At 65.2% G+C, this 23,801-nt stretch carries 24 protein-coding genes; 14 read left to right on the plus strand and 10 right to left on the minus strand.

The window, feature by feature from the left end:
- Window positions 1-103 precede the first annotated feature (103 nt).
- The 3 genes from VIL88_RS08950 (at window position 104) to VIL88_RS08960 (ending at window position 3,736) form a co-directional block, all read left to right on the plus strand.
- Window positions 104-1,300 (plus strand): NAD(P)/FAD-dependent oxidoreductase, encoded by a 1,197-nt coding sequence (locus VIL88_RS08950; RefSeq protein ID WP_331987907.1) that lies wholly within the window; start codon window positions 104-106, stop codon window positions 1,298-1,300.
- A gap of 86 nt (window positions 1,301-1,386) precedes the next feature.
- Window positions 1,387-2,397 carry an LLM class flavin-dependent oxidoreductase gene (locus tag VIL88_RS08955; protein ID WP_331987908.1) on the plus strand — a complete coding sequence of 337 codons (1,011 nt, stop codon included), beginning with the start codon at window positions 1,387-1,389 and terminating at the stop codon, window positions 2,395-2,397.
- Window positions 2,398-2,554: 157 nt separating this feature from the next.
- Entirely contained in the window at window positions 2,555-3,736 is a 1,182-nt protein-coding gene (locus VIL88_RS08960; RefSeq protein WP_331987910.1) for a GGDEF domain-containing protein, read from the plus strand.
- A gap of 2 nt (window positions 3,737-3,738) precedes the next feature.
- Here VIL88_RS08960 and VIL88_RS08965 read toward each other — a convergent pair whose 3' ends face one another.
- The 3 genes from VIL88_RS08965 to argC all read right to left on the minus strand — a co-directional run bounded on the left by VIL88_RS08965 (window position 3,739) and on the right by argC (window position 5,927).
- Window positions 3,739-4,128, minus strand: coding sequence for a RidA family protein (locus tag VIL88_RS08965; RefSeq protein ID WP_331987911.1), 390 nt, complete (start codon window positions 4,126-4,128; stop codon window positions 3,739-3,741).
- 9 nt (window positions 4,129-4,137) lie between these two features.
- Window positions 4,138-4,743, minus strand: a complete 606-nt coding sequence (gene leuD / locus VIL88_RS08970; protein ID WP_331987912.1) for a 3-isopropylmalate dehydratase small subunit — start codon at window positions 4,741-4,743, stop codon at window positions 4,138-4,140.
- 230 nt (window positions 4,744-4,973) lie between these two features.
- Window positions 4,974-5,927 carry an N-acetyl-gamma-glutamyl-phosphate reductase gene (argC, locus tag VIL88_RS08975; protein ID WP_331987914.1) on the minus strand — a complete coding sequence of 318 codons (954 nt, stop codon included), beginning with the start codon at window positions 5,925-5,927 and terminating at the stop codon, window positions 4,974-4,976.
- 31 nt (window positions 5,928-5,958) lie between these two features.
- Between argC and deoD the strand changes: the two genes are divergently transcribed.
- The 5 genes from deoD (at window position 5,959) to leuB (ending at window position 11,144) form a co-directional block, all read left to right on the plus strand.
- Entirely contained in the window at window positions 5,959-6,765 is an 807-nt protein-coding gene (gene deoD / locus VIL88_RS08980; RefSeq protein ID WP_331987916.1) for a purine-nucleoside phosphorylase, read from the plus strand.
- Between the two features lie 621 nt (window positions 6,766-7,386).
- Window positions 7,387-8,727 carry a hypothetical protein gene (locus tag VIL88_RS08985; protein ID WP_331987917.1) on the plus strand — a complete coding sequence of 447 codons (1,341 nt, stop codon included), beginning with the start codon at window positions 7,387-7,389 and terminating at the stop codon, window positions 8,725-8,727.
- On the plus strand, window positions 8,724-9,536 hold the full coding sequence (locus VIL88_RS08990; RefSeq protein ID WP_331987919.1) for a hypothetical protein: 813 nt from the start codon (window positions 8,724-8,726) through the stop codon (window positions 9,534-9,536). Before VIL88_RS08985 ends, VIL88_RS08990 begins: the two co-directional genes overlap by 4 nt.
- 75 nt (window positions 9,537-9,611) lie before the next feature.
- Window positions 9,612-9,893: a hypothetical protein gene (locus VIL88_RS08995; RefSeq protein ID WP_331987920.1), complete on the plus strand. Its 282-nt coding sequence runs from the start codon at window positions 9,612-9,614 to the stop codon at window positions 9,891-9,893.
- A 150-nt stretch (window positions 9,894-10,043) separates the two neighbouring features.
- Window positions 10,044-11,144 carry a 3-isopropylmalate dehydrogenase gene (gene leuB / locus VIL88_RS09000; RefSeq protein ID WP_331987922.1) on the plus strand — a complete coding sequence of 367 codons (1,101 nt, stop codon included), beginning with the start codon at window positions 10,044-10,046 and terminating at the stop codon, window positions 11,142-11,144.
- A 194-nt stretch (window positions 11,145-11,338) separates the two neighbouring features.
- On the opposite strand, the gene rpsP is transcribed toward leuB, so the two are convergent.
- From rpsP to VIL88_RS09015, 3 genes are all read right to left on the minus strand, one after another.
- Complete coding sequence (gene rpsP, locus VIL88_RS09005; RefSeq protein ID WP_331987924.1) at window positions 11,339-11,725, minus strand: 30S ribosomal protein S16; 387 nt, start codon at window positions 11,723-11,725, stop codon at window positions 11,339-11,341.
- A 29-nt stretch (window positions 11,726-11,754) separates the two neighbouring features.
- Window positions 11,755-13,344, minus strand: coding sequence for a signal recognition particle protein (ffh, locus tag VIL88_RS09010; RefSeq protein ID WP_331987926.1), 1,590 nt, complete (start codon window positions 13,342-13,344; stop codon window positions 11,755-11,757).
- Window positions 13,345-13,579: 235 nt separating this feature from the next.
- Window positions 13,580-13,999: a class I SAM-dependent methyltransferase gene (locus VIL88_RS09015; RefSeq protein WP_331987928.1), complete on the minus strand. Its 420-nt coding sequence runs from the start codon at window positions 13,997-13,999 to the stop codon at window positions 13,580-13,582.
- Between the two features lie 1,126 nt (window positions 14,000-15,125).
- On the opposite strand from VIL88_RS09015, the gene dapF reads away from it, so the two are divergent.
- From dapF to VIL88_RS09035, 4 genes are all read left to right on the plus strand, one after another.
- A complete protein-coding gene (gene dapF / locus VIL88_RS09020; RefSeq protein WP_331988656.1) occupies window positions 15,126-15,977 on the plus strand; it encodes a diaminopimelate epimerase in 852 nt (283 codons plus the stop codon).
- Window positions 15,977-17,242 (plus strand): tRNA (N(6)-L-threonylcarbamoyladenosine(37)-C(2))-methylthiotransferase MtaB, encoded by a 1,266-nt coding sequence (gene mtaB / locus VIL88_RS09025; protein WP_331987930.1) that lies wholly within the window; start codon window positions 15,977-15,979, stop codon window positions 17,240-17,242. Before dapF ends, mtaB begins: the two co-directional genes overlap by 1 nt.
- A 25-nt stretch (window positions 17,243-17,267) precedes the next feature.
- Window positions 17,268-18,470 (plus strand): signal recognition particle-docking protein FtsY, encoded by a 1,203-nt coding sequence (gene ftsY / locus VIL88_RS09030; RefSeq protein ID WP_331987932.1) that lies wholly within the window; start codon window positions 17,268-17,270, stop codon window positions 18,468-18,470.
- A 93-nt stretch (window positions 18,471-18,563) separates the two neighbouring features.
- Window positions 18,564-19,214 (plus strand): septation protein A, encoded by a 651-nt coding sequence (locus VIL88_RS09035; RefSeq protein WP_331987935.1) that lies wholly within the window; start codon window positions 18,564-18,566, stop codon window positions 19,212-19,214.
- Between the two features lies 1 nt (window position 19,215).
- Here VIL88_RS09035 and VIL88_RS09040 read toward each other — a convergent pair whose 3' ends face one another.
- The 4 genes from VIL88_RS09040 to tsaD are packed head-to-tail and all read right to left on the minus strand — an operon-like array spanning window position 19,216 to window position 21,985.
- Window positions 19,216-19,650 (minus strand): EVE domain-containing protein, encoded by a 435-nt coding sequence (locus VIL88_RS09040; RefSeq protein ID WP_331987937.1) that lies wholly within the window; start codon window positions 19,648-19,650, stop codon window positions 19,216-19,218.
- Window positions 19,651-19,653: 3 nt separating this feature from the next.
- Window positions 19,654-19,947, minus strand: a complete 294-nt coding sequence (locus VIL88_RS09045; RefSeq protein ID WP_331987939.1) for a YciI family protein — start codon at window positions 19,945-19,947, stop codon at window positions 19,654-19,656.
- A gap of 6 nt (window positions 19,948-19,953) precedes the next feature.
- Entirely contained in the window at window positions 19,954-20,940 is a 987-nt protein-coding gene (locus VIL88_RS09050) for an NAD(P)H-dependent glycerol-3-phosphate dehydrogenase (RefSeq protein ID WP_331987941.1), read from the minus strand.
- Window positions 20,930-21,985 carry a tRNA (adenosine(37)-N6)-threonylcarbamoyltransferase complex transferase subunit TsaD gene (gene tsaD / locus VIL88_RS09055; protein ID WP_331988658.1) on the minus strand — a complete coding sequence of 352 codons (1,056 nt, stop codon included), beginning with the start codon at window positions 21,983-21,985 and terminating at the stop codon, window positions 20,930-20,932. Before tsaD ends, VIL88_RS09050 begins: the two co-directional genes overlap by 11 nt.
- Before the next feature lie 119 nt (window positions 21,986-22,104).
- On the opposite strand from tsaD, the gene hemC reads away from it, so the two are divergent.
- Both hemC and VIL88_RS09065 read left to right on the plus strand, forming a co-directional pair.
- Complete coding sequence (gene hemC / locus VIL88_RS09060; protein WP_331987943.1) at window positions 22,105-23,049, plus strand: hydroxymethylbilane synthase; 945 nt, start codon at window positions 22,105-22,107, stop codon at window positions 23,047-23,049.
- Window positions 23,019-23,774: a uroporphyrinogen-III synthase gene (locus VIL88_RS09065; protein WP_331987946.1), complete on the plus strand. Its 756-nt coding sequence runs from the start codon at window positions 23,019-23,021 to the stop codon at window positions 23,772-23,774. Before hemC ends, VIL88_RS09065 begins: the two co-directional genes overlap by 31 nt.
- Window positions 23,775-23,801: the final 27 nt, after the last annotated feature.

Consider the following 23,801-nt stretch of genomic DNA (forward strand, 5'->3'; position numbering starts at 1 on the left):
GGCTACTGACAAAATCGCTCAACAGCCCTCATGGTGAGGCGGGAGCGCAGCGACCCTCGAACCACGAGGGCGTGGCACCATTTCCACCCGTTCAGGACCACCCATGCCCCATTATGATGTCGTGATCCTTGGTGCCGGTGCGGCCGGCATGATGGCGGCGATAGAGGCGGGAAAGCGCGGCCGGCAGGTGCTGGTGGTCGACCATGCCAAATATGCCGGCGAAAAGATCCGCATCTCCGGCGGCGGGCGCTGCAACTTCACCAATGTCAACGCCACGGTGGACAAGGGCCGCGACCGGTTCCTCAGCAACAATCCGCGCTTCGCCCTCTCGGCCCTGTCGCGCTACACGCCCGACATGTTCATCGCCATGGTACGCGACCATGGCATCAGCTTCCACGAAAAGACGCTCGGCCAGCTGTTCTGCGACGGGCCGGCGACCCAGATCAACACCATGATGCTGGGTGAGATGCGCAAGGCCGGCGTCACGCTGGTGCTGGAAACAGGGATCGAAAAGGTCGAGCGCGACGAGAGCGGCGATGGCTTTGCCCTGAGGCTCACCACCTCCTCGGTCACCTGCGACAGCCTTGTCGTCGCGACCGGCGGCAAGTCAATTCCCAAAATGGGCGCGACGGGCCTTGGCTACCAGGTGGCGGCGCAGTTCGGCCTACGGGTGACGGACACGCGGCCTGCCCTCGTGCCGCTGACCTTCGAAACCGGGGCTCTGGAGCGGCTCAAGGAGCTCTCGGGCATTGCCGCCGACGCCATCGTGCGCCACGGCAAGACGGCCTTCGAGGAAGCGCTGCTTTTCACCCATCGTGGCCTCTCGGGTCCGTCGATCCTCCAGATTTCCTCCTATTGGCGCGAGGGCGACCCGATCGCTGTCGACCTGCTGCCGCACCAGGATGCCGCCGAAGTGCTGCGTCAGGCGCGCAAGACGACGCCCAAGGTGCAGATCCAGACGGTGCTGGCCAGCGTCCTGCCCAAGAAGCTCGCGCAGCTCTTGGGTGACGAGCTCGACCTCGGCGGCATGGTGGGCGACTTTTCCGACAAGAAGCTGGCGCTGGTCGAGCAAAAGCTCAAGAACTGGACGCTGAAGCCCGTCGGTTCGGAAGGCTACCGCACGGCGGAAGTGACCCTGGGCGGCGTCGATACGCGCGATCTCGATGCCAAGACCATGGCCGCCCGCAATGTCCCCGGCCTGTTCTTTGTCGGCGAAGTGGTCGATGTCACCGGCTGGCTGGGCGGCTACAATTTCCAGTGGGCCTGGGCCTCGGGCTGGGCCGCCGGCCAGGTGGCCTAGGCCCCCCAGTAGACCTCAACGAGAAAGCCTCGCTTTCATCGCAATTTGCCGATAGAAGGCCCGCATGTCTTCTAGAGGATATTGCCATGGCCGCTCCCTTCGCCCTGTCGCTGCAGGATCTTGCCCCCATTGCCGAAGGCACCTCGACGGCCGAGGCCATGCGCGAAACCATCCTCCTGGCGCAGGAGGCGGACCGGCTGGGCTATACCCGCCTCTGGTATGCCGAGCATCATGGCATGCCCTCCATTGCCTCCTCGGTTCCCGAAATCCTGATCGGCAGCGCCGCGGCGCATACGCAAAACCTCCGCGTCGGCTCGGGCGGCGTCATGCTGCTCAACCATGCGCCGCTACGCATCGCCGAGGCCTACCGGACGCTGGAAGGGCTCTTTCCGGGCCGCATCGACCTCGGCATCGGCCGCGCGCCGGGCGGCGACGGCTATGCCATGCGCGCCTTGCGCAGTGGTGGTGGCGAGGAGTTTTCCGCCTACCTGGCCGAACTCATGGCCTTTGACGAAGAAACCTTCCCGCCCGAGCATCCCTATTCGCGGGTGCCGGTTTCGCCCGGCGGTATCCGCCTGCCGCCCATGTGGCTATTGGGCTCCTCGGGCGCCAGCGCTTCGGCCGCAGGGCAGCTGGGCTTCGGCTATGCCTTTGCCGCCCATTTCAGCCACACGCCCCCTGCCCCCGCCTTTGAAGCCTACCGCTATGCCTTCAAGGCGAGCGATGCCTTCCCCAAGCCCCGGACCATGATGTGCGTCTCGGTGGTCTGCGCCCCGACCGACGAGGAGGCGCAATACCTTTCCTATTCGCAGGCGGTGCAATGGGCCCTGTTCATGACCGGTCAGCAGCGCCGGCTGATGAGCCCGGAAGAAGCCCACAAGGTGGTGCTGACGCCTCAGCAGCAGGCGGTGATCGACCACCAGTCGACCCTCTGGATCGTGGGTTCGCCCACCACCGTGCGTGACGCGATCCTCGAAAAGGCGGGCGCCAGCGAGGTGGACGAGGTGATGATCACCACCACCATCCACAGCTATGAACTGCGCCGCCGCAGCTACGCGCTGATCGCCGAAGCCTTCGGCATTCAACCCCGCAAATAGGCTCAACAGATCCTTACCACCAAGCCCGTCGCTTGCGGCTAACCTGTTGGCGACAAGCGAAGTGTTTCCTCATCACGGGGAAAAGGGATGACCGGCCGTTAACCCAGCCTTTGGCCGGGGCGTGTTACGGAAAGCCATTGCGGTTCCCGGAAGGACCATGAGCGCCGCCACCTTCGTTCTGGCCATCAGCCTGTTTGTCGCCTTTACCTTCGCCACGGCCTTTGGCGTTGCGAGCCTTTACGCCCGCAGTGCCACCAGCGCCCGCTGGTTGGCGGCAGGCTATGGCCTGGGCATGCTCAACCCCTTGCTGGAGATCCTGCTGCCGCTGCAGGCCGACCCCCGCCCGGTGCAGGTGGGCGTGGCGCTGAGTCTGCAATATGCCGCAGCCCTGGGCGTGATTGGCCTCGCGCGTCACTACCGCCTGAGCCCGCCGTGGCGCACCATGATCGGCTTCGCCATCGCCGCCCTTTGGCTCAACATCGCCATTCTGGACATGCCGCGCGGCTCGGTCCTGCGCAACGTCCTCTACCAGCTGCCCTATTTCGTGGTGCATGTCCTGGGCGTCATCACCATCCTGCGCTTTCCGCGCCGTCAGGTGCTCGACAATGCGCTGGTCTCGCTGTTCGCGCTGAGCGCCATCCAGTTCCTGCTCAAACCCATCTTTGCCGTATCCATGGGCAATGGCGCGACGGCACGGGACTATATCGGCTCGACCTATGCCGCCGTCTCGCAAAGCGTGGGCAGCATGCTGCTGATCGCCACCGGCCTGCTGCTATTGCTGATCATTTTGCGCGACGTCCTGGCGGAGATCACGGCGCGCTCGGAAACCGACACCTTGTCGGGCTTGCTCAACCGCCGCGGCTTCGAAGCACGGGCGGAGCAGTTCGTGGCCTATGCCGTGGTGGTGGCCGATCTCGACCACTTCAAGATGGTCAATGACAGCTATGGTCATGCCGCGGGCGATGGCGTGATCGGCGCCTTTGCCGAGATCCTCCAGCGCGAGGCGGGCGCCTATACGATTCTTGGTCGCATGGGTGGCGAGGAATTCGTGGCCCTCCTCCCTCTGGCCGATGCAGACACGGCCTGGTGCTATGCGGAAACGGTGCGGCAGCGTTTTGCCGCGCTGGCCATGGAGAGCATCGGCCATCGCAGCCTTAGCGCCAGCCTGGGCGTGGCCGTGCGCGAGGGCCACGAGCCGCTCGCCGACCTCCTGCGCCGCGCCGACGTCGCCCTCTATGAGGCTAAAAGAGCGGGACGCGACCGCGTCTGCGTGGCAAGATCATCGAAACAACAAACCCCTTCCGGCGCAAGCCAGGAGGGGTTTCGCAACATCGCTTGATCTTACGAGTTCGCGGCGCCGATCCGGGCGGTGACCTCGATCTCGATCTTCATGCCCGCCTCGATCATCTGCACGATCAGCATGGAGGCGGCGGGGCGGATGTCCTTGAACACCGGACCGACCGCCTGGACCACCGCATCCACATCGCTGCGGTCGCCCACATAATAGACCACCCGCACCGTATCCTCGATCGAGCAGCCGGCTTCCTTGAGGGCCTTGTCGATGGTGGCCAGCGCATTGCGCGCCTGGGCACCGACATCTTCGGGCATGGTCATTGTGGCATAGTCATAGCCCGTCGTGCCCGACACATAGACCGTATCCTCGTGCCGCACGGCACGGGAATAGCCAAAGGTCGCCTCGAACGGGGAGCCGGTGGAAACGCGCTGCACCATGGGAGCCTCTCAGAGCCAGGGGCGGTCGGCCGCCATCTTGTTTTCGAACGATGTGATGGACGGATCCGAGCGCAGCGTGCCGGCGATATCATCGAGGCCCTCGAGCAGGATCTGCTTGCGCGTCGGGTCGATATCGAAATGGATGGTGCCGCCATCCGGTCCCTGGATGGTCTGCGCCTCGAGGTCGATGGTCAGCGTCGCATTGGAGCCGCGCTCGGCATCGTCAAGGAGGAGCTTGAGCTGCTCGGGCGAGACCACCAGCGGCAGAATGCCGTTCTTGAAGCAGTTGTTGTAGAAAATGTCGGCAAAGCTCGTCGAGATCACGCAGCGGATGCCGAAATCGAGCAGTGCCCACGGCGCGTGTTCACGCGACGAGCCGCAGCCAAAGTTGTCGCCGGCGACAATGATCTGCGCCTGGCGATAACCGGGCTTGTTAAGGACGAAATCGGGGTTCTCGGTACCATCCTCGTTGTAGCGCATTTCGCTGAACAGCGCGGTGCCGAGGCCCGTGCGCTTGATGGTCTTCAAGTACTGCTTGGGGATGATCATGTCGGTGTCGATATTGATGATCGGCAGGGGCGCCGCGACACCGGTCAGGGTGGTGAACTTTTCCATGAGGGATCCTCGCTTTGCGCCCGGTTTCGCGCAAAGTCGGGTCGTGGTCAAGCGGAAACCGTACCGATGGGTACGGCAACCCACCAGCCGCCACCCTCGCACCCGTCAGCCGTCACCTTCGTACCCACCGGCCGTCACCCTCGGGCTTGACCCGAGGGCACTTCACTTGACGGGCGTGCAGCAAGCACAGACCCCTCGGGTCAAGCCCGAGGGCGACGATCAGTGTGTAGTCACTCCGCCAGGCTCTCCCGAGGATCGACCCCCAGCATCAGGTTGAGGTTCTGCACCGCCGCGCCCGAGGCGCCCTTGCCGAGATTGTCGTAGACCGCTGCCAGCACCGCCTGCCCCCGCCTGTCATTGGCAAAGACATGAAGTGTCATCGTATTGGTGTCGTTATGCGCCTGCGGATCGAGCGCCGGCGTCTTGCCCAGCTCCGGATCGAACGGCGCCACTTGGACGAAGCTGCCGTCGATGGCGGCATAGTGGTCGGCCAGCGCCTCATGGAGCTGCTTGCCCGTCGGCACGCTCGCCAGCTGCTCGAGCTGCAGCGGCACGAAAGTGGTCATGCCCTGGGCGAAGTCACCCACGGTCGGCACGAATAGCGGTGCCTTGGCCAGCCCCGTATAGCGGGTCATTTCAGGCACGTGCTTGTGGTTGAAGGTCAGACCATAGGGCATGAAGTGGCTCGCCGCCGCGCCCGCCGCCTCGTATTCGGCGATCATCTGCTTGCCGCCACCGGTATAGCCCGAAATGCCGTGATAGATGGCCGGCAGATCGGCGGGCAGCAACCCGGCGGCAATTAGCGGGCGTAAATTGGCAATAAGCCCCTGCGGCCAGCATCCCGGATTGGCGACGAACCGCGCCCGCGCGATTACCTCGGGCTGCTCCTTGTCCATTTCGGCAAAGCCATAGGCCCAGTCGGCATGGACGCGGAAGGCGGTCGACGCGTCGATCACCCGGGTCGTCTCGTTCTCGATCAGGGACACGCTCTCCTTGGCCGCATCGTCGGGCAGGCAGAGGATGGCCACATCGGCTTCATTGAGGAGGCGCTTGCGCTCCGCGAGGTCCTTGCGCTTGTCGGGCGCAATCGAGAGCACTTCGAGATCGCGGCGCCCTTCGAGGCGCTCGCGGATCTGCAGACCCGTGGTTCCCGCTTCCCCGTCGATGAAAATCCTGGCGACCATCGCGCGCTCTCCATGTTTGCCAGAGCCGTAGATGGACTGCAGCCATGACGGGGTCAAGACGCCGGCGCTTGCCGAGCGGCCGCCGCAATGCCAAAGCTTTGCCGATCGCAACAAGCAAGGACCAGCCATGACCCCTCATAACCACGCCAAGACGGGCGACTATGCCGAGGCCGTGCTGCTGCCGGGCGACCCGCTGCGCGCCAAGTGGATTGCCGAAAATTTCCTCGATGACCCCAGGCTGGTCAATTCGGTGCGCAATTGCCTGGGCTATACCGGCACCTGGAAGGGCAAGCCGGTTTCGGTGCAGGCCACCGGCATGGGCCAGCCTTCGCTCTCGATCTATGTGCATGAGCTGATCAACGTCTATGGTCTCAAGACACTGATCCGCGTCGGCACCTGCGGCGGCCTCAACAGCAAGGTCAAGGTGCGCGACCTCGTGCTGGCCCAGGCCGCCTCCACCGACAGCGCCATCGTCCGCGACCGCTTCGGCCCCTACAATTTCGCCCCCATCGCCGATTTCGAACTTCTGCGCGCCGCCGTTGGCAAGGCCGAGGAGAAGGGCATGCGCTTCCACGCCGGCAACATGCTGAGCTCCGACATCTTCTACCATGCCAATGGCATGGAAGGGTACGACAAGCTCCCCCAGCACGGCATCCTCGGCGTCGAAATGGAAGCGGCCGCCCTCTATACCCTCGCCGCCCGCTTCGCCGTCCGGGCACTCACCATCTGCACCATGACCGACTGCCTGATCACCGGCGAAGAAATCGACGCCGAACAAAGGCAGACCTCCCTGCGCGACATGGTGGAAGTGGCGCTCGATGTGGCGGTGGAGGGGTAACATTGAAGGTAGGGCAAGCTTCCCTCCCCCTTGCGGGCTTCGACCCGTCCCGAAGGGCAAATCTCTCCTGAGGAGAGATTTGAGGGGAGAAGGAGAGCGAGATAGGACTTAGCTTCAGCTAAGTCCGTCATCGAGCAGGGTGGGGGTGCGAGAGCCCCGATATCCGGGCTAAACTCACCCCCACCCTTGATCCCTCCCCGCAAGGGGGAGGGAGACGACTGCAATGCCCGTCGAAACTACGATCGACGATCGCCCCCCGGCCGTCACTTTCGGGCCTGACCCGGGGGCTCTTCACTTTGCCAGAACTCCGGTAAGCACAGAGCCCCCGGGTCAAGCGCGGGGGTGACGATCCGGATTGAACCCCTCCCCGCAAGGGGGAGGGAGACGACTGAAACACCGGTCCCCACGCCTCCTAACCCCCATGAAGCGGAAGGTTGGGATGGGGTAAGGTCGGAACCACAATCAAAGATCACCCCCGGCCGTCACCCTCGGGCTTGACCCGAGGGCTCTTCACTTGCCCAGCGCCGCCGAGCCCAGGCCCGCTGGTAACCATCCCGATTGCGCCCCTATTCCGCCGCCATCGCCGTGTTAAGCTGCGCTTAACATCCGGGGCCCGAACATATGCAGCTCAAGCCGAACGCCTATCGCCTTAACGAGACCGTCAAGGGCGTCGAGACGATGACCCGCTTTGCCCTGGCCGTCCTGGCCCTGGCATCGGGCGTCTATACCTATCTGGGCGTGCGCGGCATTCTCGACGGCTCGGCCACCTTCGTCTTCTTTGCCGCCATCATCTATTCGGCAGCCGTGTCGGTGGCCATCTACGCCTTCTGGAGCTTCATGCTCCGCTTCGTGCCGCTGGTGACCTCGGGCGTGCAGCGCATGGCGCTGTTTGCCACCATGGCGATCGGCTGCCTGATGATCATGGCCATGAGCTCCTGGCTCAATGCCGCGGCTCTTGCGGGCTCGGCCGCCACCGAGCAGCACATGGCGGTGACCCTCCAGGGCTATGCCGAAGACCTTGATCGCGCCCATGCCAATGCCCTGTCCGCCCAGTCGCTCCTGCCCGACGTCGAGCGTGCCGCCGAGCGCTTCTCGGGCCTTGCCGCCGACGAGCGGGAGTCCGGGGCGCTGACCGGCACCACCGGCTCGGGCAGCGTCGTGCAGCTGCTCCAGCAGATGGGCACGCAGATGAACCAGCTGGCCACGACCATTACAGGCTCGCGCGAGGAAGTGGCGACGCTGTTCGAGCAGGGATCGGCCCGCCTTGCCACTATGCGCGAACTGGTTTCGACCCCCGGCGCCATCGAGCCGCGCGCCGATAGTTTCCAGGCCGAGGCCGTGCAACTGACCGCGGTGATCGCCGCGCTGCAGCAGACCGGCGTTGCCGCCTCGGTCAAGCGTGCCGCGGCCGATCTGTCCGCCGGCTTTATCGCCCCGGTGGCTGACGGAACGGTGGGCGACCTTGCCAACCGGCAGAACCAGGTCATGGAAACCGTGCGCGCTTCGGTCGCCGCCCAATCGACAGCCCTGGCGGCCGCGGCCGACGAAATCCTCGCCACCGAAGCGGTGCCGCAGCGCCGCTTCGTGCCGCTGTCCAGCGCCGAAGCCGTTCTCCGTTATTGGCAGGATTTCATCCCCTCCTGGGCCGGCGCCATTTCCATCGACCTGCTTCCGGTCGTCCTGGTCCTGGTGCTGATGATCGTCAACGACGCCATGCGCCGCGACTCCGAGTCGCTGGAAGAGGCCGAGAACATCACCGCGGCCGAAATGCTGCGCGCCATGAGCCTTTATCGCCAGATGGAAGCGGCGGGCATCGACGTGACGACCGGCCAGCCCAGGGTCGCCGAACCCGCCGAGCCCATCGAAACGGCCGCCGTGGCCGAGCCGGCGCCCGAAGCCACCACTGTCACCCCGATCGACGCGGCGCAGCGCAAGCGCACCGATGGGCCCCGGCCGGCATGAAGACGGAGGCCAATGCCCGCAAGGCTTCCAACGCGCCGTTCTATCGGGGTGTGGTCGAGCGCATCGCTGCCCTGGAAGACGGCAATATTCTGCGCGTGGCCTTCTTTGCCCTGCTCGCCGGCACCGCCTCTGTGCTTTATGTCGACTTTCGCGAACTGACGGCCAATGAGGGTGCGGCCCTCAGCATGCCGCAGCGCCCGATCCTTCCGCCTTTCGACCCGGAAGGGCCCGCGGACGGCGCAACGCCGCAGATCACCACGAGCCCGGACCTGCTTGAGCAGCCGCTCGAGATTGCGCTCTCGCCCGGTGGCGAGCTCAAGCTCACCGGCTCCATCGATCCCGGCTCGGCCGAGCGCTTCCGGGCCGAGATTGAAGCGCGCGGCGAATATGTCCAGACTGTGGTTCTCGATTCGCCCGGAGGATCGGTCGTGGATGCACTCGCCATCGGCAGTCTGATCCATGACAAGGGCCTTGCCACCAAGGTCGCTGCCGGTTCGCTGTGTGCCTCCTCCTGCCCCATCATCTTTGCCTCCGGCGCCACGCGCATCGCCAGCCCCGAGGCGGCCATCGGCGTGCACCAGATCTATGCGGCGGCCCTGACGGGCGGGACTGGGGACGCGCTGCGCGTGGCCGGCACCGCCATGAGCGGCGCCCAGACCACGACGGCCGAGATCATCACCCACCTGACCAGGACCGGGGTCGACCCGGCCATGTGGCTGCATGCGCTGCAGACGCCGCCGGACCGGCTCTACTACTTTTCACCGGAGGAGATGACCGAGCTCAAGCTCGCAACGGAACTCGCCGAATAATTGGCGAGGGCGATGGAACCGGAAGAGGACCGGTTTCATTGCATGAGGTTAGAACAACATTGGCGGGGAGGCCAAATGACCCACACTTTGACACGCCATCGCGACATCCAGAACTGGGTGACCGACCGCCACGGCATTCCGGCGATCGCCCGGGTGCGCAACCGCTTTGGCGAGGAGCGGGCCCAGCTCAAGCTCAGCTTCCAGCGCCGCCGCAAGCCCGATATCGAGAGCCAGGACGACGGCATGAGCCCCTGCTCCTGGTCGGCCTGGCTGGCCGAACTCGACCGCCAGCAATTGGCGCTCGAGGTCAGCACCAGCGACGATTTTGCCCTGGTGGAGCGGCGCCAGGCCAACTGACGACTTGAACTACTGATCAATCAGGCAAGCGCGGGCCCTCGGACCCGCGCTTTTCATTTGCTCGCCAGCGCAGGCCAACGCTTGCGTCCGCTGCCGATATGACGCTATGTGCCCTTCAAGCGTAACCACCAGTACGGCGAGGAGCACACCGTGGCGACCCATTCCCTTTTTCTGCTGCCGGGCGACGGCATCGGCACCGAGATCATGGTCGAGGTGGAAAAGCTGATCAGGTGGACCAATAGCGAACAGCTGACCGATTTCTCGACCGATACGGGCCTGGCCGGCGGCGCCGCCTATGACAAGCACCAGGTCGCCATCACCGACGAGGACACCGAAAAGGCCAAGGCGGCCGATGCGGTGATCTTTGGCGCCGTGGGCGGCCCGAAGTGGGACAACGTCCCCTATGAGCACCGGCCGGAAGCCGCGCTCCTGCGCCTGCGCAAGGAAATGGCCGTGTTCGCCAATCTGCGCCCCGCCATCTGCTACCCGGCTTTGGCCGATGCCTCCTCGCTCAAGCGCGAGCTGGTGGAAGGCCTTGATATCCTGATCGTGCGCGAGCTGACCGGCGGCGTCTATTTCGGCGAACCGAAAACCATCACCGATCTTGAGAACGGCCAGAAGCGCGCCGTCGATACCCAGGTCTACGAGACCTACGAAATCGACCGCATCGCCCGCGTCGCCTTCGACCTCGCCCGCACCCGCAACAACAAGGTCCACTCGGCCGACAAGAAGAATGTCATGAAGTCCGGCGTCCTCTGGGATGAAGTGGTCAAGGGCGTGGGCAAGGATTATGCCGACGTCGAGCTCCACCATATCCTCGCCGACAACGCCGCCATGCAACTGGTGCGCAATCCCAAGCAGTTCGACGTCATGGTCACCGACAACCTCTTCGGCGACATCCTCTCCGACGTTGCGGCCATGCTCACCGGTTCGCTCGGCATGCTGCCCTCCGCCTCGCTCGGCGCCCCCGATCCGGTCACCGGCAAAAGGAAGGCCTTCTATGAGCCCGTCCATGGCTCGGCCCCCGACATCGCCGGCAAGGGCATCGCCAACCCCATTGCCATGATCGCCTCCGTCGCCATGGCCCTGCGCTACAGCTTCGGCATGATCGAACTGGCCACCCGCATCGAAAATGCCATCTCCGCCGTCCTCAGCGATGGCCTGCGCACCGGCGACATCGCCCAGGACAACCGCAAGACGGTCGGCACGGAAGAAATGGGCGCCGCCATCCTGGCAAAGCTGCGGGCGTAAGCCGTAGTACTCCCACCCACTCGATCGTCACCCTCGGGCTTGACCCAAGGGCTCTTCACTTGAGGGCCGTTCGGCAAGTTAAGTCCCCTCGGGTCAAGCCCGAGGGTGACGGCCGGAGATTGTGCCGTGCCCTCGGCAACAAACAAAAAGCCCCGGTGTCACCACCGGGGCTTTCGTATTCCCAACCGCCAATCTTACTCGGCAGCGGCTTCTTCGGCCGGGGCGTTCTTGGCTTCCTCGGCGGCAGCGGCCTTGGCGGCGCGTTCTTCGGCGCGCTCGGTCGCCTTGGCGCCCGGCTTGGCCTTCTCAGGGTTGTTGCGCGGATCGCGCTTCACGAGGCCAGCGGCATCGAGGAAACGCAGGACACGGTCGGTCGGCTGCGCGCCGACGCTCAGCCAGTGCTGGGCGCGCTCGGTGTTGAGCACGACGCGGTTTTCCGCATCCTTGGCCAGGAGCGGGTTGAAGGTGCCGACCTTTTCGATGAAGCGGCCGTCGCGCGGCGAACGGGCGTCAGCGATGACGATGTGGTAGAAGGGGCGCTTCTTGGTGCCAGCGCGGGCAAGACGGAGCTTGAGGGCCATTTCAGTAATCCTGGAGTTTGGTTGAACGGTTATTTCTTCTTGCCCAGGCCGGGAAGGCCGGGGAAACGGGGAGCGCCACCGGCGCCGAGACCGGGCAGCAGCGGGCTGCCGGAATTCTTGAGGAGCGCGCCGACATCGCTGGGCAGCGCCTTCTGCTGCGGCAGGTCGGCCGAAGGCAGGCCCTTGAGCGCTGCCGGGTCGATCCCCGCCTGGCGCGCCATCTGCTCGAGCTGCGCCGGGTCCATCTTGCCAAGATCGGGCATGCCGCCGAGCATGCCGCCCATCTTGCCGCCGAACATGCCACCAAGCGCGCCCATGCCGCCCTTGGAGACCTTTTTCATCATGTCGGCCATCTGCCGGTGCTGCTTGGCGAGCTTGTTGATCTCGCTGACATCGACGCCTGCACCGGCCGCGATGCGCTTGCGGCGCGACGCATTGAGAAGGTCGGGATTGGCCCGCTCCTTCTTGGTCATCGAGTTGATGATGGCAATCTGCCGGTCGAAGACCTTCTCGTCTATATTGGCGCCGGCCATGGCCTTCTTGACCTGGCCCATGCCGGGCATCAGCCCCATGAGCCCGCCCATGCCGCCCATCTTCTTCATCTGGATGAGCTGGGCGCGCAGGTCCTCGAGGTCGAAGGAGCCCTTCTTGAGCTTCTTGGCCATCTTCTGCGCATCTTCGGCAGAAACGTGCTCGGCGGCCTTTTCCACGAGCGAGACGATGTCGCCCATGCCCAGGATGCGGTCGGCAATGCGCGAGGGATGGAAATCCTCGAGCGCATCCATCTTTTCGCCGACACCGATCAGCTTGATCGGCTTGCCGGTCGCCGCGCGCATGGAGAGCGCCGCGCCACCACGGCCATCGCCGTCGACGCGCGTCAGCACGATGCCGGTGACATCGAGGCGCGTATCGAAGGAGCGCGCGACATTGATCGCGTCCTGGCCCGTTAGCGCATCCACGACGAGGAGGATTTCGTGCGGATTGCTGATCGACTTGATCTCGGCCGTTTCGGCCATCAGCTCTTCGTCGATATGGGTGCGGCCGGCTGTATCGAGGATCAGGACGTCATAACCGCCCAGGCGCCCCTCGCGCTCGGCGCGGCGGGCGATCTGCACCGGCGTCTCGGTTTGGACGATCGGCAGCGTATCGACGCCGACCTGTTCGCCCAGCACGCGCAGCTGCTCCATGGCCGCCGGGCGGCGCGTATCGAGCGAGGCGAGCAGAACCTTCTTGCGCTGCCGGTCCGTCAGGCGCTTGGCGATCTTGGCGGTGGTCGTGGTCTTGCCCGAGCCCTGAAGACCCACCATCAGCAGGGTCACGGGCGCCTTGGCATTGAGGTCGATGGTGACCGTGTCCGAACCCAGAACGGCGACCAGCTCGTCATGGACGATCTTGACCACCTGCTGGCCCGGCGTCACCGAACGGGTAACTTCGGCGCCAACGGCGCGGTCCTTGACCTGCTCGACAAAGGCCCTGACCACTTCGAGCGAAACGTCGGCCTCGATCAGCGCGCGGCGGATTTCGCGCAGCGCCGCATCGACATCGGCCGCATTGAGCGCGCCGCGTCCACGAAGACCCTCGAAAATTTTGCCAAGCCGGTCGCTTAAGCTGTCAAACATCGGTTTTCCTTGTTCTCGCCGCTCGATGCGGCAGAGATAGGGTTCATCGCGGCAAACGCCAAACCCACCCGCGGGCGCAACGCGCTGGCGGATGTTGGCCTCCGGGATCGTGGAACCCTTGCGGGGCCCCGGTCGGCTGGTCAGGAGCAAGGCCTGATGAATGGCCGGGGTTTAGGGGAAAGCGCGCGCCGAGTCAAGGAATGGCGCTGACATCCTCCGGGCTAGGCCCGGCCGGTCACTTCAACGTCGCGCGGATCAGCGTGATCCTGCCGTGGGCAGGCAGCAGCACGGCGTCAAAGCCGGCCTGTTCCAGCCGCTCGAGCGACCTGCCGATAAAGGCGTGGCCCTTGCCCGTGTCGGGCGGCGGATCGAAGGCGAGGACCAGCCGGCCGGTTGGCTTCAGCAAGGCTTTGAGCATGGGCGGCCAGCGCGTGCCCAGGCGCAGGTTGAAATCGACATTCACGGCAAAGATGGCGTCAAAGGTTTCACCGGCAAAATCCGCCTCCTCCAGCGCCTCCGCCCGCGTCCGCAGCCGCTCGGAAGGCCCTACACTGGCCTTGACCGCCTCGATCATCTTTTCCGAGCGGTCCAGCGCCGTGATGGCGCCGGTCTCCAGCTGATCGAGCACCAGCCGCACGGCAACGCCATGCCGCAACCAATCTCCAGCACCGCCTCATCCCCCCTGAGGGCCAGCGCCGAAACGGCAGCACTATGTCGCGGCGCAATGGCCATGGGGACCTCGTGTGAATGGTTCAGGAACGATATCATTCCCGAAAGGCTCCACCCACCAGCCGTCACCCTCGGGCTCGACCCGAGGGCCCCGCACTTACCGGACGCCGGCTGAAGCAAAGCCCCCTCGGGTCAAGCCCGAGGGTGACGATCTGGGATTGGCTGGACTCCGTGCGCTCACAGAAGAAAGTCCTAGCTTCCTCTAGCCGCGATGCAGAAGTCGTCTCCCTCCCCCTTGAGGGGAGGGATCAAGGGTGGGGGTTCTGTGCCTTCCACCAACTCAGGCGTCAGTCAATCCGCCGGAACCCCCACCCTCACTCCCTCCCCGCAAGGGGGAGGGAAGCCCGTGCTGTGGATGTTGCAAGATCGTGCCACCAACACCGCGCGGCACCTCCCCCTTCGAGGGGGAGGATGGGAGGGGGTGTGGTTTACCCACCATGGGCCTGCTCCATTCACCATTCCCCCACCCCACCCACCAGCCGTCACACTCGGGCTCGACCCGAGGGCTCTACACTTGCGGAGCGCCGATTGAAGGAAAGCCCCCTCGGGTCAAGCCCGAGGGTGACGTTCAGCGATTGCCACCAACAAACTTATCCCCGCCCCCTCTTCCCCAGCATATCCTCCCCCCCATCCACCCCGCGCAGGCGGCCTGCAGGCGACAGTGGCGGGAGTGGGCCGGGCGCCTGGCAACGTCAGCCAGGGCGGGTCGAGGCATGGGCCGGTATCTCCGCGAGCGTTGGAGATCCCGCGAGTCCCGTGTCCGGCATAAAACCGGACGTCCCGAGGCGGCGATCGTCTCACACTATAATCCCACAGAGGCGAAAGCCGTCTCGGGATCCGCCTTCGCGGCCGGACTGCGGAGAAAACCATGAGAGCTAGCACGGAACCGGAAGCCTTGGGGCCATCCGGAGCCTTGTCATGCCGGGTTGCGGTGCCACGGCAATGCCACCCCATCACCCCCCGCACTGGCAATTCGGGCGCGTATCCGCCATATAGGGCCCAACCACCAACCTTTGCGGAACCGGCAAGTGAGCGCTGTCCCCTTTTTCAAGATGAACGGGCTGGGCAACCAGATCATCGTCGCGGACATGCGCGGGCAGCAGGGGCGCGTATCCGCGGAGGCCGCGATCGCCATCAATGCGACGCCCGGCACCAGGTTCGACCAGATAATGGCCATCCACGATCCCAGGGTCGACGGCACCTTTGCCTATATCGACATCATCAATTCCGACGGTTCGCGCGCCCAGGCCTGCGGCAACGGCATGCGCTGCGTTGTGCAGGCGCTGACCCAGCAAGGGGGCCGGCAACTCTTCACCTTCGAAACCATCGCCGGCATCCTGTTTGGCGAGGAGCGCGACGACGGACTGATCACCGTCGACATGGGCACGCCCAAATTCGCCTGGTACGACATTCCCCTGAGCGAGGAATTCGCCGATACGCGCAAGATCGAGCTGCAGATCGGGCCGATCGACGCGCCGGTGCTCCATTCGCCCTCGGTGGCTTCCATGGGCAACCCTCATGCCACCTTCTGGGTCAACCAGGACGTCTGGTCCTATGCGCTCGATCGCTTCGGGCCGATGCTCGAGAACCACCCGATCTTTCCCGAACGCGCCAATATCTCGATCGCCCAGGTCGTGGCGCAGGACAAGATCATCCTGCGCACCTGGGAGCGCGGCGCGGGCCTCACCGAAGCCTGCGGCACCGCCGCCTGCGCTGCCGTGGTCAACGGTGCCCGCACCCGCCGCACCGCGCGTGCAGCCACGGTGACCGTGCCGGGGGGCGAGCTTTTCATCGAGTGGCGCCATGACGACCATGTGACCCTGACCGGCGCGGCCGAACTGGAATGGACCGGCACGCTGGATCCTGTTTCCGGCCTTTGGACCCGCAACGGGGTTGCCGCCTGATGCCGGTCGAGACCGTCACCTTCGGCTGCCGCCTCAACGCCTATGAGGCCGAGGTGATGAAATCGGAGGCGCAGGCCGCCGGGCTCGACAATGCCATCATCATCAATACCTGCGCGGTGACCGCCGAGGCGGTGAAGCAGGCCAAGCAGGCGGTGCGCAAGGCCCGCCGCGACCATCCCGAAGCGCGCATCATCGTCACCGGCTGCGCCGCCCAAACCGAAGGCCGATCCTTTGGCGACATGGCGGAAGTCGACCTTGTCATCGGCAACGACGACAAGATGAAGGCCGGGAGCTATGCGCCGCTGGTCTTTGGCACCGCGCTCAACGACAAGGTTCAGGTCAACGACATCATGAGCGTGCGGGAAACCGCCGGCCACCTGATCGAGGGCATGGACGGGCGCGCCCGCGCCTTTGTCCAGGTGCAGAACGGCTGCGATCACCGCTGCACCTTTTGCATCATTCCCTTCGGTCGCGGTCCCTCGCGTTCGGTGCCCATGGGCATGGTGGTGGAACAGGTCAGAAAGCTCGTCGCCAATGGCTATCGCGAAGTGGTGCTGACCGGCGTCGACATCACCTCCTATGGCCCCGACCTGCCCGGAAGCCCGACCCTGGGCAAGCTGACACAGGCCATTCTGCGCCATGTGCCCGACCTGCCGCGCCTGCGCATTTCCTCCATCGATTCGATCGAGGCCGACGAGGCGCTCTATGACGCCGTGGCCAGTGAGCGCCGCCTGATGCCGCATCTGCATCTGTCGCTGCAGTCGGGCGACGACATGATTTTGAAGCGCATGAAGCGCCGCCATGGGCGCGACGATGCACTGGCCATTGTCGAAAAGCTCCGAGGCCTCCGGCCCGACATGGTGTTTGGCGCCGACATCATCGCCGGCTTCCCCACCGAAACCGACGCCATGTTCGAAAACACCCTCCGCATCGTCGGCGAGGCGGACCTGACCTATCTCCATGTCTTCCCCTATTCGCCGCGCGAAGGCACGCCCGCGGCCCGCATGCCGCAGGTCAACAAGCGCGTGGCCCGCGACCGCGCCACCCTGCTGCGGGCCGAGGGGGACAGGCAGTTCGCCAAGCTCTGTGGAAGCCGCGTCGGCAAGGTCGAGCAGGTGCTGGTCGAGCGCAACGGCCTTGGCCGCACCGAGCAGTTCGTGCCGGTCGCGGTGCCCGGAACGCAACCGGGCGAGTTGCTGGCCGTTCGCATTACCGGCACCGCCGCCGACGGGCTGGTGGGCGAAGCCCTGCGCGAAGCGGCGTGATCAGGGCAGGGACGAGGGGCAGACAATGACCGACAAGAAACCCGGCTTCTTCAAGCGACTTTGGGACAATCTGACCGACGAGCCGGATAGCCCCGCGCCGCCTGAGACCCAGCCGCAACAGGCTCCGGCGCCCGAACCCGTTCCACCCACCCCAGAGCCCGCCCCTGCCCCGGCACCGCCGGAAGTGCCGCTGCCGGGGCCGCCCGAAACCACGCCCGACTATGTCGAAGAGGTGGAAGAACGGGAGGCCGCCACCGCCTTTGTGCCGCTCGATCCGCCCGCCGTCGTGGAAGTGCCCGTCGAGGCGCCGCGGCAGAGCTGGTTCGGCCGGCTGACCACAGGGCTCAAGCGCTCGTCCGACCAGCTGACCGGCTCGATCACTTCCGTCTTCACCAAGCGCAAGCTCGACAATGCAACGCTCGACGAACTCGAGGACATCCTGATCCAGGCGGACCTCGGCATCGAGACGGCCATGGCAATCACCGAAAGGCTGCGCCAGGATCGTTTCGACCGCGACGTCTCCGGCGACGACGTCCGTGCGGTGCTGGCGGCGGAGGTGGAAAGCGTTCTGGGCCCGGTGGCGCGGCCGCTGGTGATCGAGGGGGGCCACAAGCCCTTCGTCATTCTGATGATCGGCGTCAACGGCTCGGGCAAGACCACCACCATCGGCAAGCTGGCCCAGAAGCTGACGGCTGAAGGCAAGTCGGTCATGCTGGCCGCCGGCGACACCTTCCGCGCCGCGGCGATCGAGCAGCTCCAGGTGTGGGGCCAGCGCACCGGGGCACCGGTTATTTCCCGTCCCGCCGGCGCCGACGCGTCGGGCCTCGCCTTCGATGCCGTGACCGAGGCGCGGGCGGAAGGGCGCGACGTCCTGATCGTCGACACGGCCGGTCGCTTGCAGAACCGCGACGAGCTGATGAGCGAACTCGAAAAGGTCATCCGCGTCATCAAGAAGGTCGATCCGACGGCGCCGCACGCCACCCTTCTGACGCTGGACGCCACTACCGGGCAGAATGCCTTGCGCCAGGTGGAGATTTTCGGACAGCGCGCCGGCGTCACCGGCCTTGTCATGACCAAGCTCGACGGCACGGCACGCGGCGGCATTCTCGTGGCCATTGCCCGCAAGTTCGGCCTGCCGGTGCACTTCATCGGCGTCGGCGAAAGCGTGGGCGATCTCGAACCCTTTACCGCCAGCGACTTCGCACGGGCCATTGCCGGGCGCGACTAGCCCAAATCTGACCATGCTTGGGCGCTACCCCGAACTTGCCTGATGCGGCAATTGCCTCCACTGTGCCGCTGCGTCGCTTCCAGAGTTTTATCAATGACCGAGAAAACCGCCGACCCCGAGATCAACTGGGAAGAACTGCGTCCCCAGCTCATCAAGATGGGCCTCGAACTGGGCCCGTTGGTGATCTTCTTTGTCGCCAATGCGCGCGCCGATATCTTCGTGGCCACGGCCTGGTTCATGGGCGCCATGCTGGTCTCGCTGGCTTTGACCTGGTTCATCCTCAAGAAGATCGCCATCATGCCGCTGGTGACCGGCGTCGTGGTCTTTGTCATGGGCGGGCTGACGCTGTGGCTGCAGGACGACACCTTCATCAAGATCAAGCCCACCATCACCAACTCGCTCTTTGCGGCGGTGCTGCTGGGCGGGCTCCTGTTCCGGCACTCCCTGCTCAAATATGTCTTTGGCGACGTCTACAAGCTCAAGCCCGAGGGCTGGAGCAAGCTGACGCTCAACTGGGGCCTGTTTTTTGTCGTTCTTGCCGTGCTCAACGAGGTAGTCTGGCGCGGCGCCAATGCCTATTTCCCCAGCGACGCCAAGGCCGCGACCGACCTTTGGGTGTCGTTCAAGACCTTCGGCATCATGCCGCTGACGGTGATCTTCTCGATCAGCCAGGTGTCGCTGCTCAACAAATATGCGCCGGACTCGGAAGGCAAGCACGTACCGCCGGTCGTGGTGGAGACCTGAGCTAGAGGCCGCCCATCGCGCAGATCAGCGTCCACTCTTCCGGCGACACTTTCGACACCGACAGCCGCGACAGCTTGATCAGTTCGAGATTGGCCAGTTCGGGCGTCTGCTTGATGGTGGCAAGGGTCACCGGCTTTGGCAGCGGCTTGACCGCTTCCATGTCGACGCATTCCCACACCACCTCGCCCTTGGCGTTGAGCTCGGCGGTGGAATCGGGATGCGCCAGGGCCACCACCTTCATGATGCCCACGATCTCCTTGCCGATATTGGAGTGGTAGAAGAAAGCCTCATCCCCCACCGCCATCGCCTTCATGTTGTTGCGCGCCGCATAGTTGCGCACCCCATGCCACTCCTCGACCTCGCCGCGCTTGTTCTTGGCAACCAGATCATCGAACGAAAAGACGTCCGGCTCGGACTTCATCAACCAATAGGCCATTGCTTACGCCTTCGGCGACATGTGGTCATAGGCAAGCCGCCACGGCTTGATCTCGACACTGGCAAAGAGCCCCTCCTTGAAGAAGGGATCGGCTTCAAACATCGCCGTAGCCGCCTCGATGGTCTCGGCCTCGATCACCACGAGCGACCCCTCCGGCCTGCCGTCGGCATCGAGCAGGGCGCCGGCCAGGCGCAGCTGCTGACCCAGGCTGTCCAGGTGCTCGAGATGAACCGGACGCACCGCCAGGCGCTGGTCCAGCGCGTTCGGCTTGTCCTTGGCGATCATGGCAAACAGCATGAAATGTCAGTCCTCTCTCTTGAGCGGGCGGGACATCAACCCCGCCACGACCGTAGCGATATCGGCTTGGCTTGTGAGCACCGCTTGCATGGCCGCAATCAGCGGTGCATCGACACCCAGGTCTCGCGCCAGCGCGTCGGCGACCGGCGTCGTGGCCACGCCTTCGGCAAGCTTGGCGCCGGAAGTCATGATCTCGTCCACGGTCTGGCCGCGACCCAGCGCCATGCCGAATTGATAATTGCGCGACTGCACCGAGGTGCAGGTCAGCGTCAGGTCCCCAAGACCGGCAAGCCCCGTCAACGTAGAGGCAGAGCCGCCCATGGCCGAGACCATGCGGCTCATTTCGGCAAAAGCGCGAGCGATCAAGGCCGACCGGGCCGAGGCTCCGAGCTGGGCCCCCTCCACAGCGCCGCAGGCCAGCGCATAAACGTTCTTGAGCGCCCCCGCGATTTCGACCCCGATCCGGTCGTCGGCGGCATAGGGGCGGAACGTCGGACCGGCCAGCGCAGCCGCCAGCAACGACGTGGCCTCGGCGTCGTCACCGGCAAGCGTGACAGCAGTGGGACGGCCGGCGGCCACATCGGCAGCAAAGCTCGGGCCCGAGAGCACATAGCCTGTGGCCTCGGGGGCGATGTCGGCAAGGATCTGGCTCTGGCGCAGCAGGGTGCCGGTTTCGAGGCCTTTGGCCGAAAGTACGACCGGCTTGCCGGCGAGCAGCGGGGGCGGCAGCGCGCCCAGTGCCGTGCGGCTCGATTGTGCCGGCACGGCCAGGATGACGATGTCGGCTTCCGTTGCCATGTTGGCCGCCGTGATGCGCTCGTGCAGCACCTGCGCACCGAGATACCGCGCATTGGTGCGCCGGCTGTTGATTTCCTCGACCTGTGCAGTGTCCCGTACTATGAGCTGGACAGAGCGGCCGGCCATGGCCGCCGCCTGCGCCAGCGCCGTACCCCAGCTGCCGCCGCCGATGACGCTGACCGTCTCAAGAGCCATGTGTGGCAACCTTCATGTCGTCGAGGTCCAGCGGCCACCGCGGCCGGGCAGTGAAATCTAGCCCGTCCTTAGCGCCAAGGGCAAAGCGCTCCGCCCCGGCCCAGGCGATCATGGCGCCATTATCGGTGCACAGCGCGATCGGCGGCACTACGAGGCTGGCGTCAGACTCGGCACAGACGTGCTCCAGGGCTGCGGCAATGGTGCGATTGGCCGCAACCCCACCGGCCACTACCAGCCGTATCGGCTCTCCGGGGAACAGCCCGGCAAACTGCTCGAGCGCCTGTCGGGATCGTACGGCAATAATCTCGGCCACGGCAGCCTGGAAGCTGGCGGCGATATCGGCCACATCCTGGTCACCCAGAGGCGCCAGTGCTTCAGCCTGCAGCCGCACCGCGGTCTTGAGGCCAGAAAAGGAAAAATCGAGCCGCGCCTCACGCAGCAGTGGCCGGGGGAAGCGAAAGCGCTTTGGGTCCCCACCCTTGGCGATGTGTTCCACTGCCGGACCACCAGGATGGCCAAGGCTGAGGAGCTTGGCCACCTTGTCAAAGGCTTCGCCCAGCGCATCGTCGATGGTTGTGCCCCAGCGCTCGTAGTCACCGACGCCGCGCACCAGGACGAATTGCGAATGCCCACCGGAGACCAGGAGCATCAGATAGGGAAAGGGCACCTGATCGGTCAGGCGCGCCGTCAGCGCATGACCTTCTAGGTGGTTGACCGCAATCAGGGGCTTGTTCAACGCTGCGGCTACGGCCTTGGCCGTCGTGAGACCCACAAGGACGCCGCCGATCAGCCCCGGACCAGCCGTCGCGGTAACGGCATCCACATCGGCGAGGGCAATGCCTGCTTCTCGGCATGCTTGCGCAATGATGTGATCGAGGTAGGTCACATGCGCCCGCGCCGCCAGTTCCGGCACCACGCCGCCGAAGGCCGCGTGCTCGTCCAGCTGGCTACGCACCACGTTGGAACGGATCGAACCCCTGCCGGATTGATCGCGCACAACGATAGCTGCGGCGGTTTCGTCGCAGCTGGTCTCGATACCAAGGATGGTGGCTTGCGCTTGCCCGGTCACGACGAACTGGTTACTCCCTGAGCAGCCTTTGCGGCAAGCTGACGGCTTCCCGCAGCGTAAGCTCGAGCTTCTGCCTACTATAGGATATTCCGCCTTTGCAATCGCCAGCCCCCTTCACCCGCATCGGAACACGTGGCAGCCCGCTGGCGCTGGCGCAGGCCCGCCTGGTGCGGCAGCGGCTGAGCCAGGCCCATGGTGTGCCGGAGGAGGACATTGCCATCGAGGTGATCTCGACGGGCGGCGACCGGTCCCAGGCCAGCAATGTCAGCCTTGTCGAGATCGGCGGCAAGGGCCTGTTCACCAAGGAGATCGACGAGGCCATGCTGGCGGGGCGCGTCGATATCGGCGTTCATTCCTCCAAGGATGTGGCCACGCGCCTGCCCGACGGCATACACCTTGCGGCCTTCCTCGAGCGCGAGGACGTGCGCGATGCCTTCATGTCGGTCAAGGCTGCAAGTCTCGATCAGATGGCCGAACGCTCACGCTTTGGCACCTCTTCCATTCGCCGCGCCGCGCAGGTCCTGCGCGTGCGGCCCGACCTTGAGATCGTGCCCTTCCGCGGCAATGTCGGTACGCGACTGCAGAAGCTGCTCGACGGTGTGGCCGACGGGACCATGCTGGCTATGGCCGGGCTCAACCGGCTGAACGAAGCGCATCGCGCCACTGCTCCGCTCGACCCTCATATCTTCATGCCCGCACCCGCCCAGGGGGCGATCGGCCTCGCCGTGCGCAGCGATGACTCGCGCAGCGCAGCCCTGGTCGCCAGCCTCGATCACCGCGAGACCAATGCTGCCATAACCGCCGAACGCGCCATGCTGGCCGTGCTGGATGGCTCCTGCCGCACGCCGGTTGGGGCGCTGACGAGCCGAGCGGGTGAAACCCTGACGCTCAAGGGTCAGATCCTCAGCCTGGACGGCAAGACTGCATTCGAAAGCGAGGCAGCCGGCGAGGACCCGCTGACGCTGGGCATGGCCGTGGGTGAGGACCTGATCAGGCAGGCGGGAACGGAATGGCTGGCGCAATGGGCCGCTCATCCATGAAGATGCTGGTGACCCGGCCCGAGCCCGATGCCCAATCGACCTTGGCGCGGCTGCGTGCCATGGACATCGAATGCGTGGCAGCGCCCGTCATGGTACGCCAGCCGCTTGGCGCGAGCCTGCCCCCGCCTGAGGGCTTCACCGCTATGGTCGTGACCAGCGCCAACGCGGTGCGGACACTTGTCGAACGCGGACAGGCCGAGCCCTATCGTCACCTGCCGGTCTTTGCCGTGGGCGACCGGACCGCTGCGGAAGCCACCGATGCAGGTTTCGTCCGCGTCAGCAGCGCCGCCGGTTCGTTCCAGGACCTGGTCAATGCAATGACCATTGCCCGGATGTGCGGCCCCATCTTCTATCCCTCGGGCAAGCACCAGAGTGCCGACCTGGCCAAGGCGCTGGCGCCACTCGGGGTCATGGTGGCGACGGCCAAGATCTATGAAATGGTTGCCGTGGAGGCCCTGCCGCAGAGCATCACTGCGGAACTGGCCGACGGAACGATCGCAGCCGTACTCAGCTATTCCCGCCGCACCGCCGAACTCTTTGCCCACCTCGCATCTGGTCTCGGCCAGCACCAACGGCGGCGCCTGGGCATGCTGTGCCTCAGCGAAGCCGTGGCCGTGCCGCTGCTCGAGGCACACTTCACCCGCATCGGCCTGGCAGACCGGCCGGACGAAAATGCCATGATGGCCTTGGCCTTGGCTTTCGCGCGCGAGCAAACTGGGCCATGATCGGCTCTCAAGAGAGGACACCCTGCG

This window comes from Devosia sp. (assembly GCF_036563435.1).
Lineage (GTDB): Bacteria > Pseudomonadota > Alphaproteobacteria > Rhizobiales > Devosiaceae > Devosia.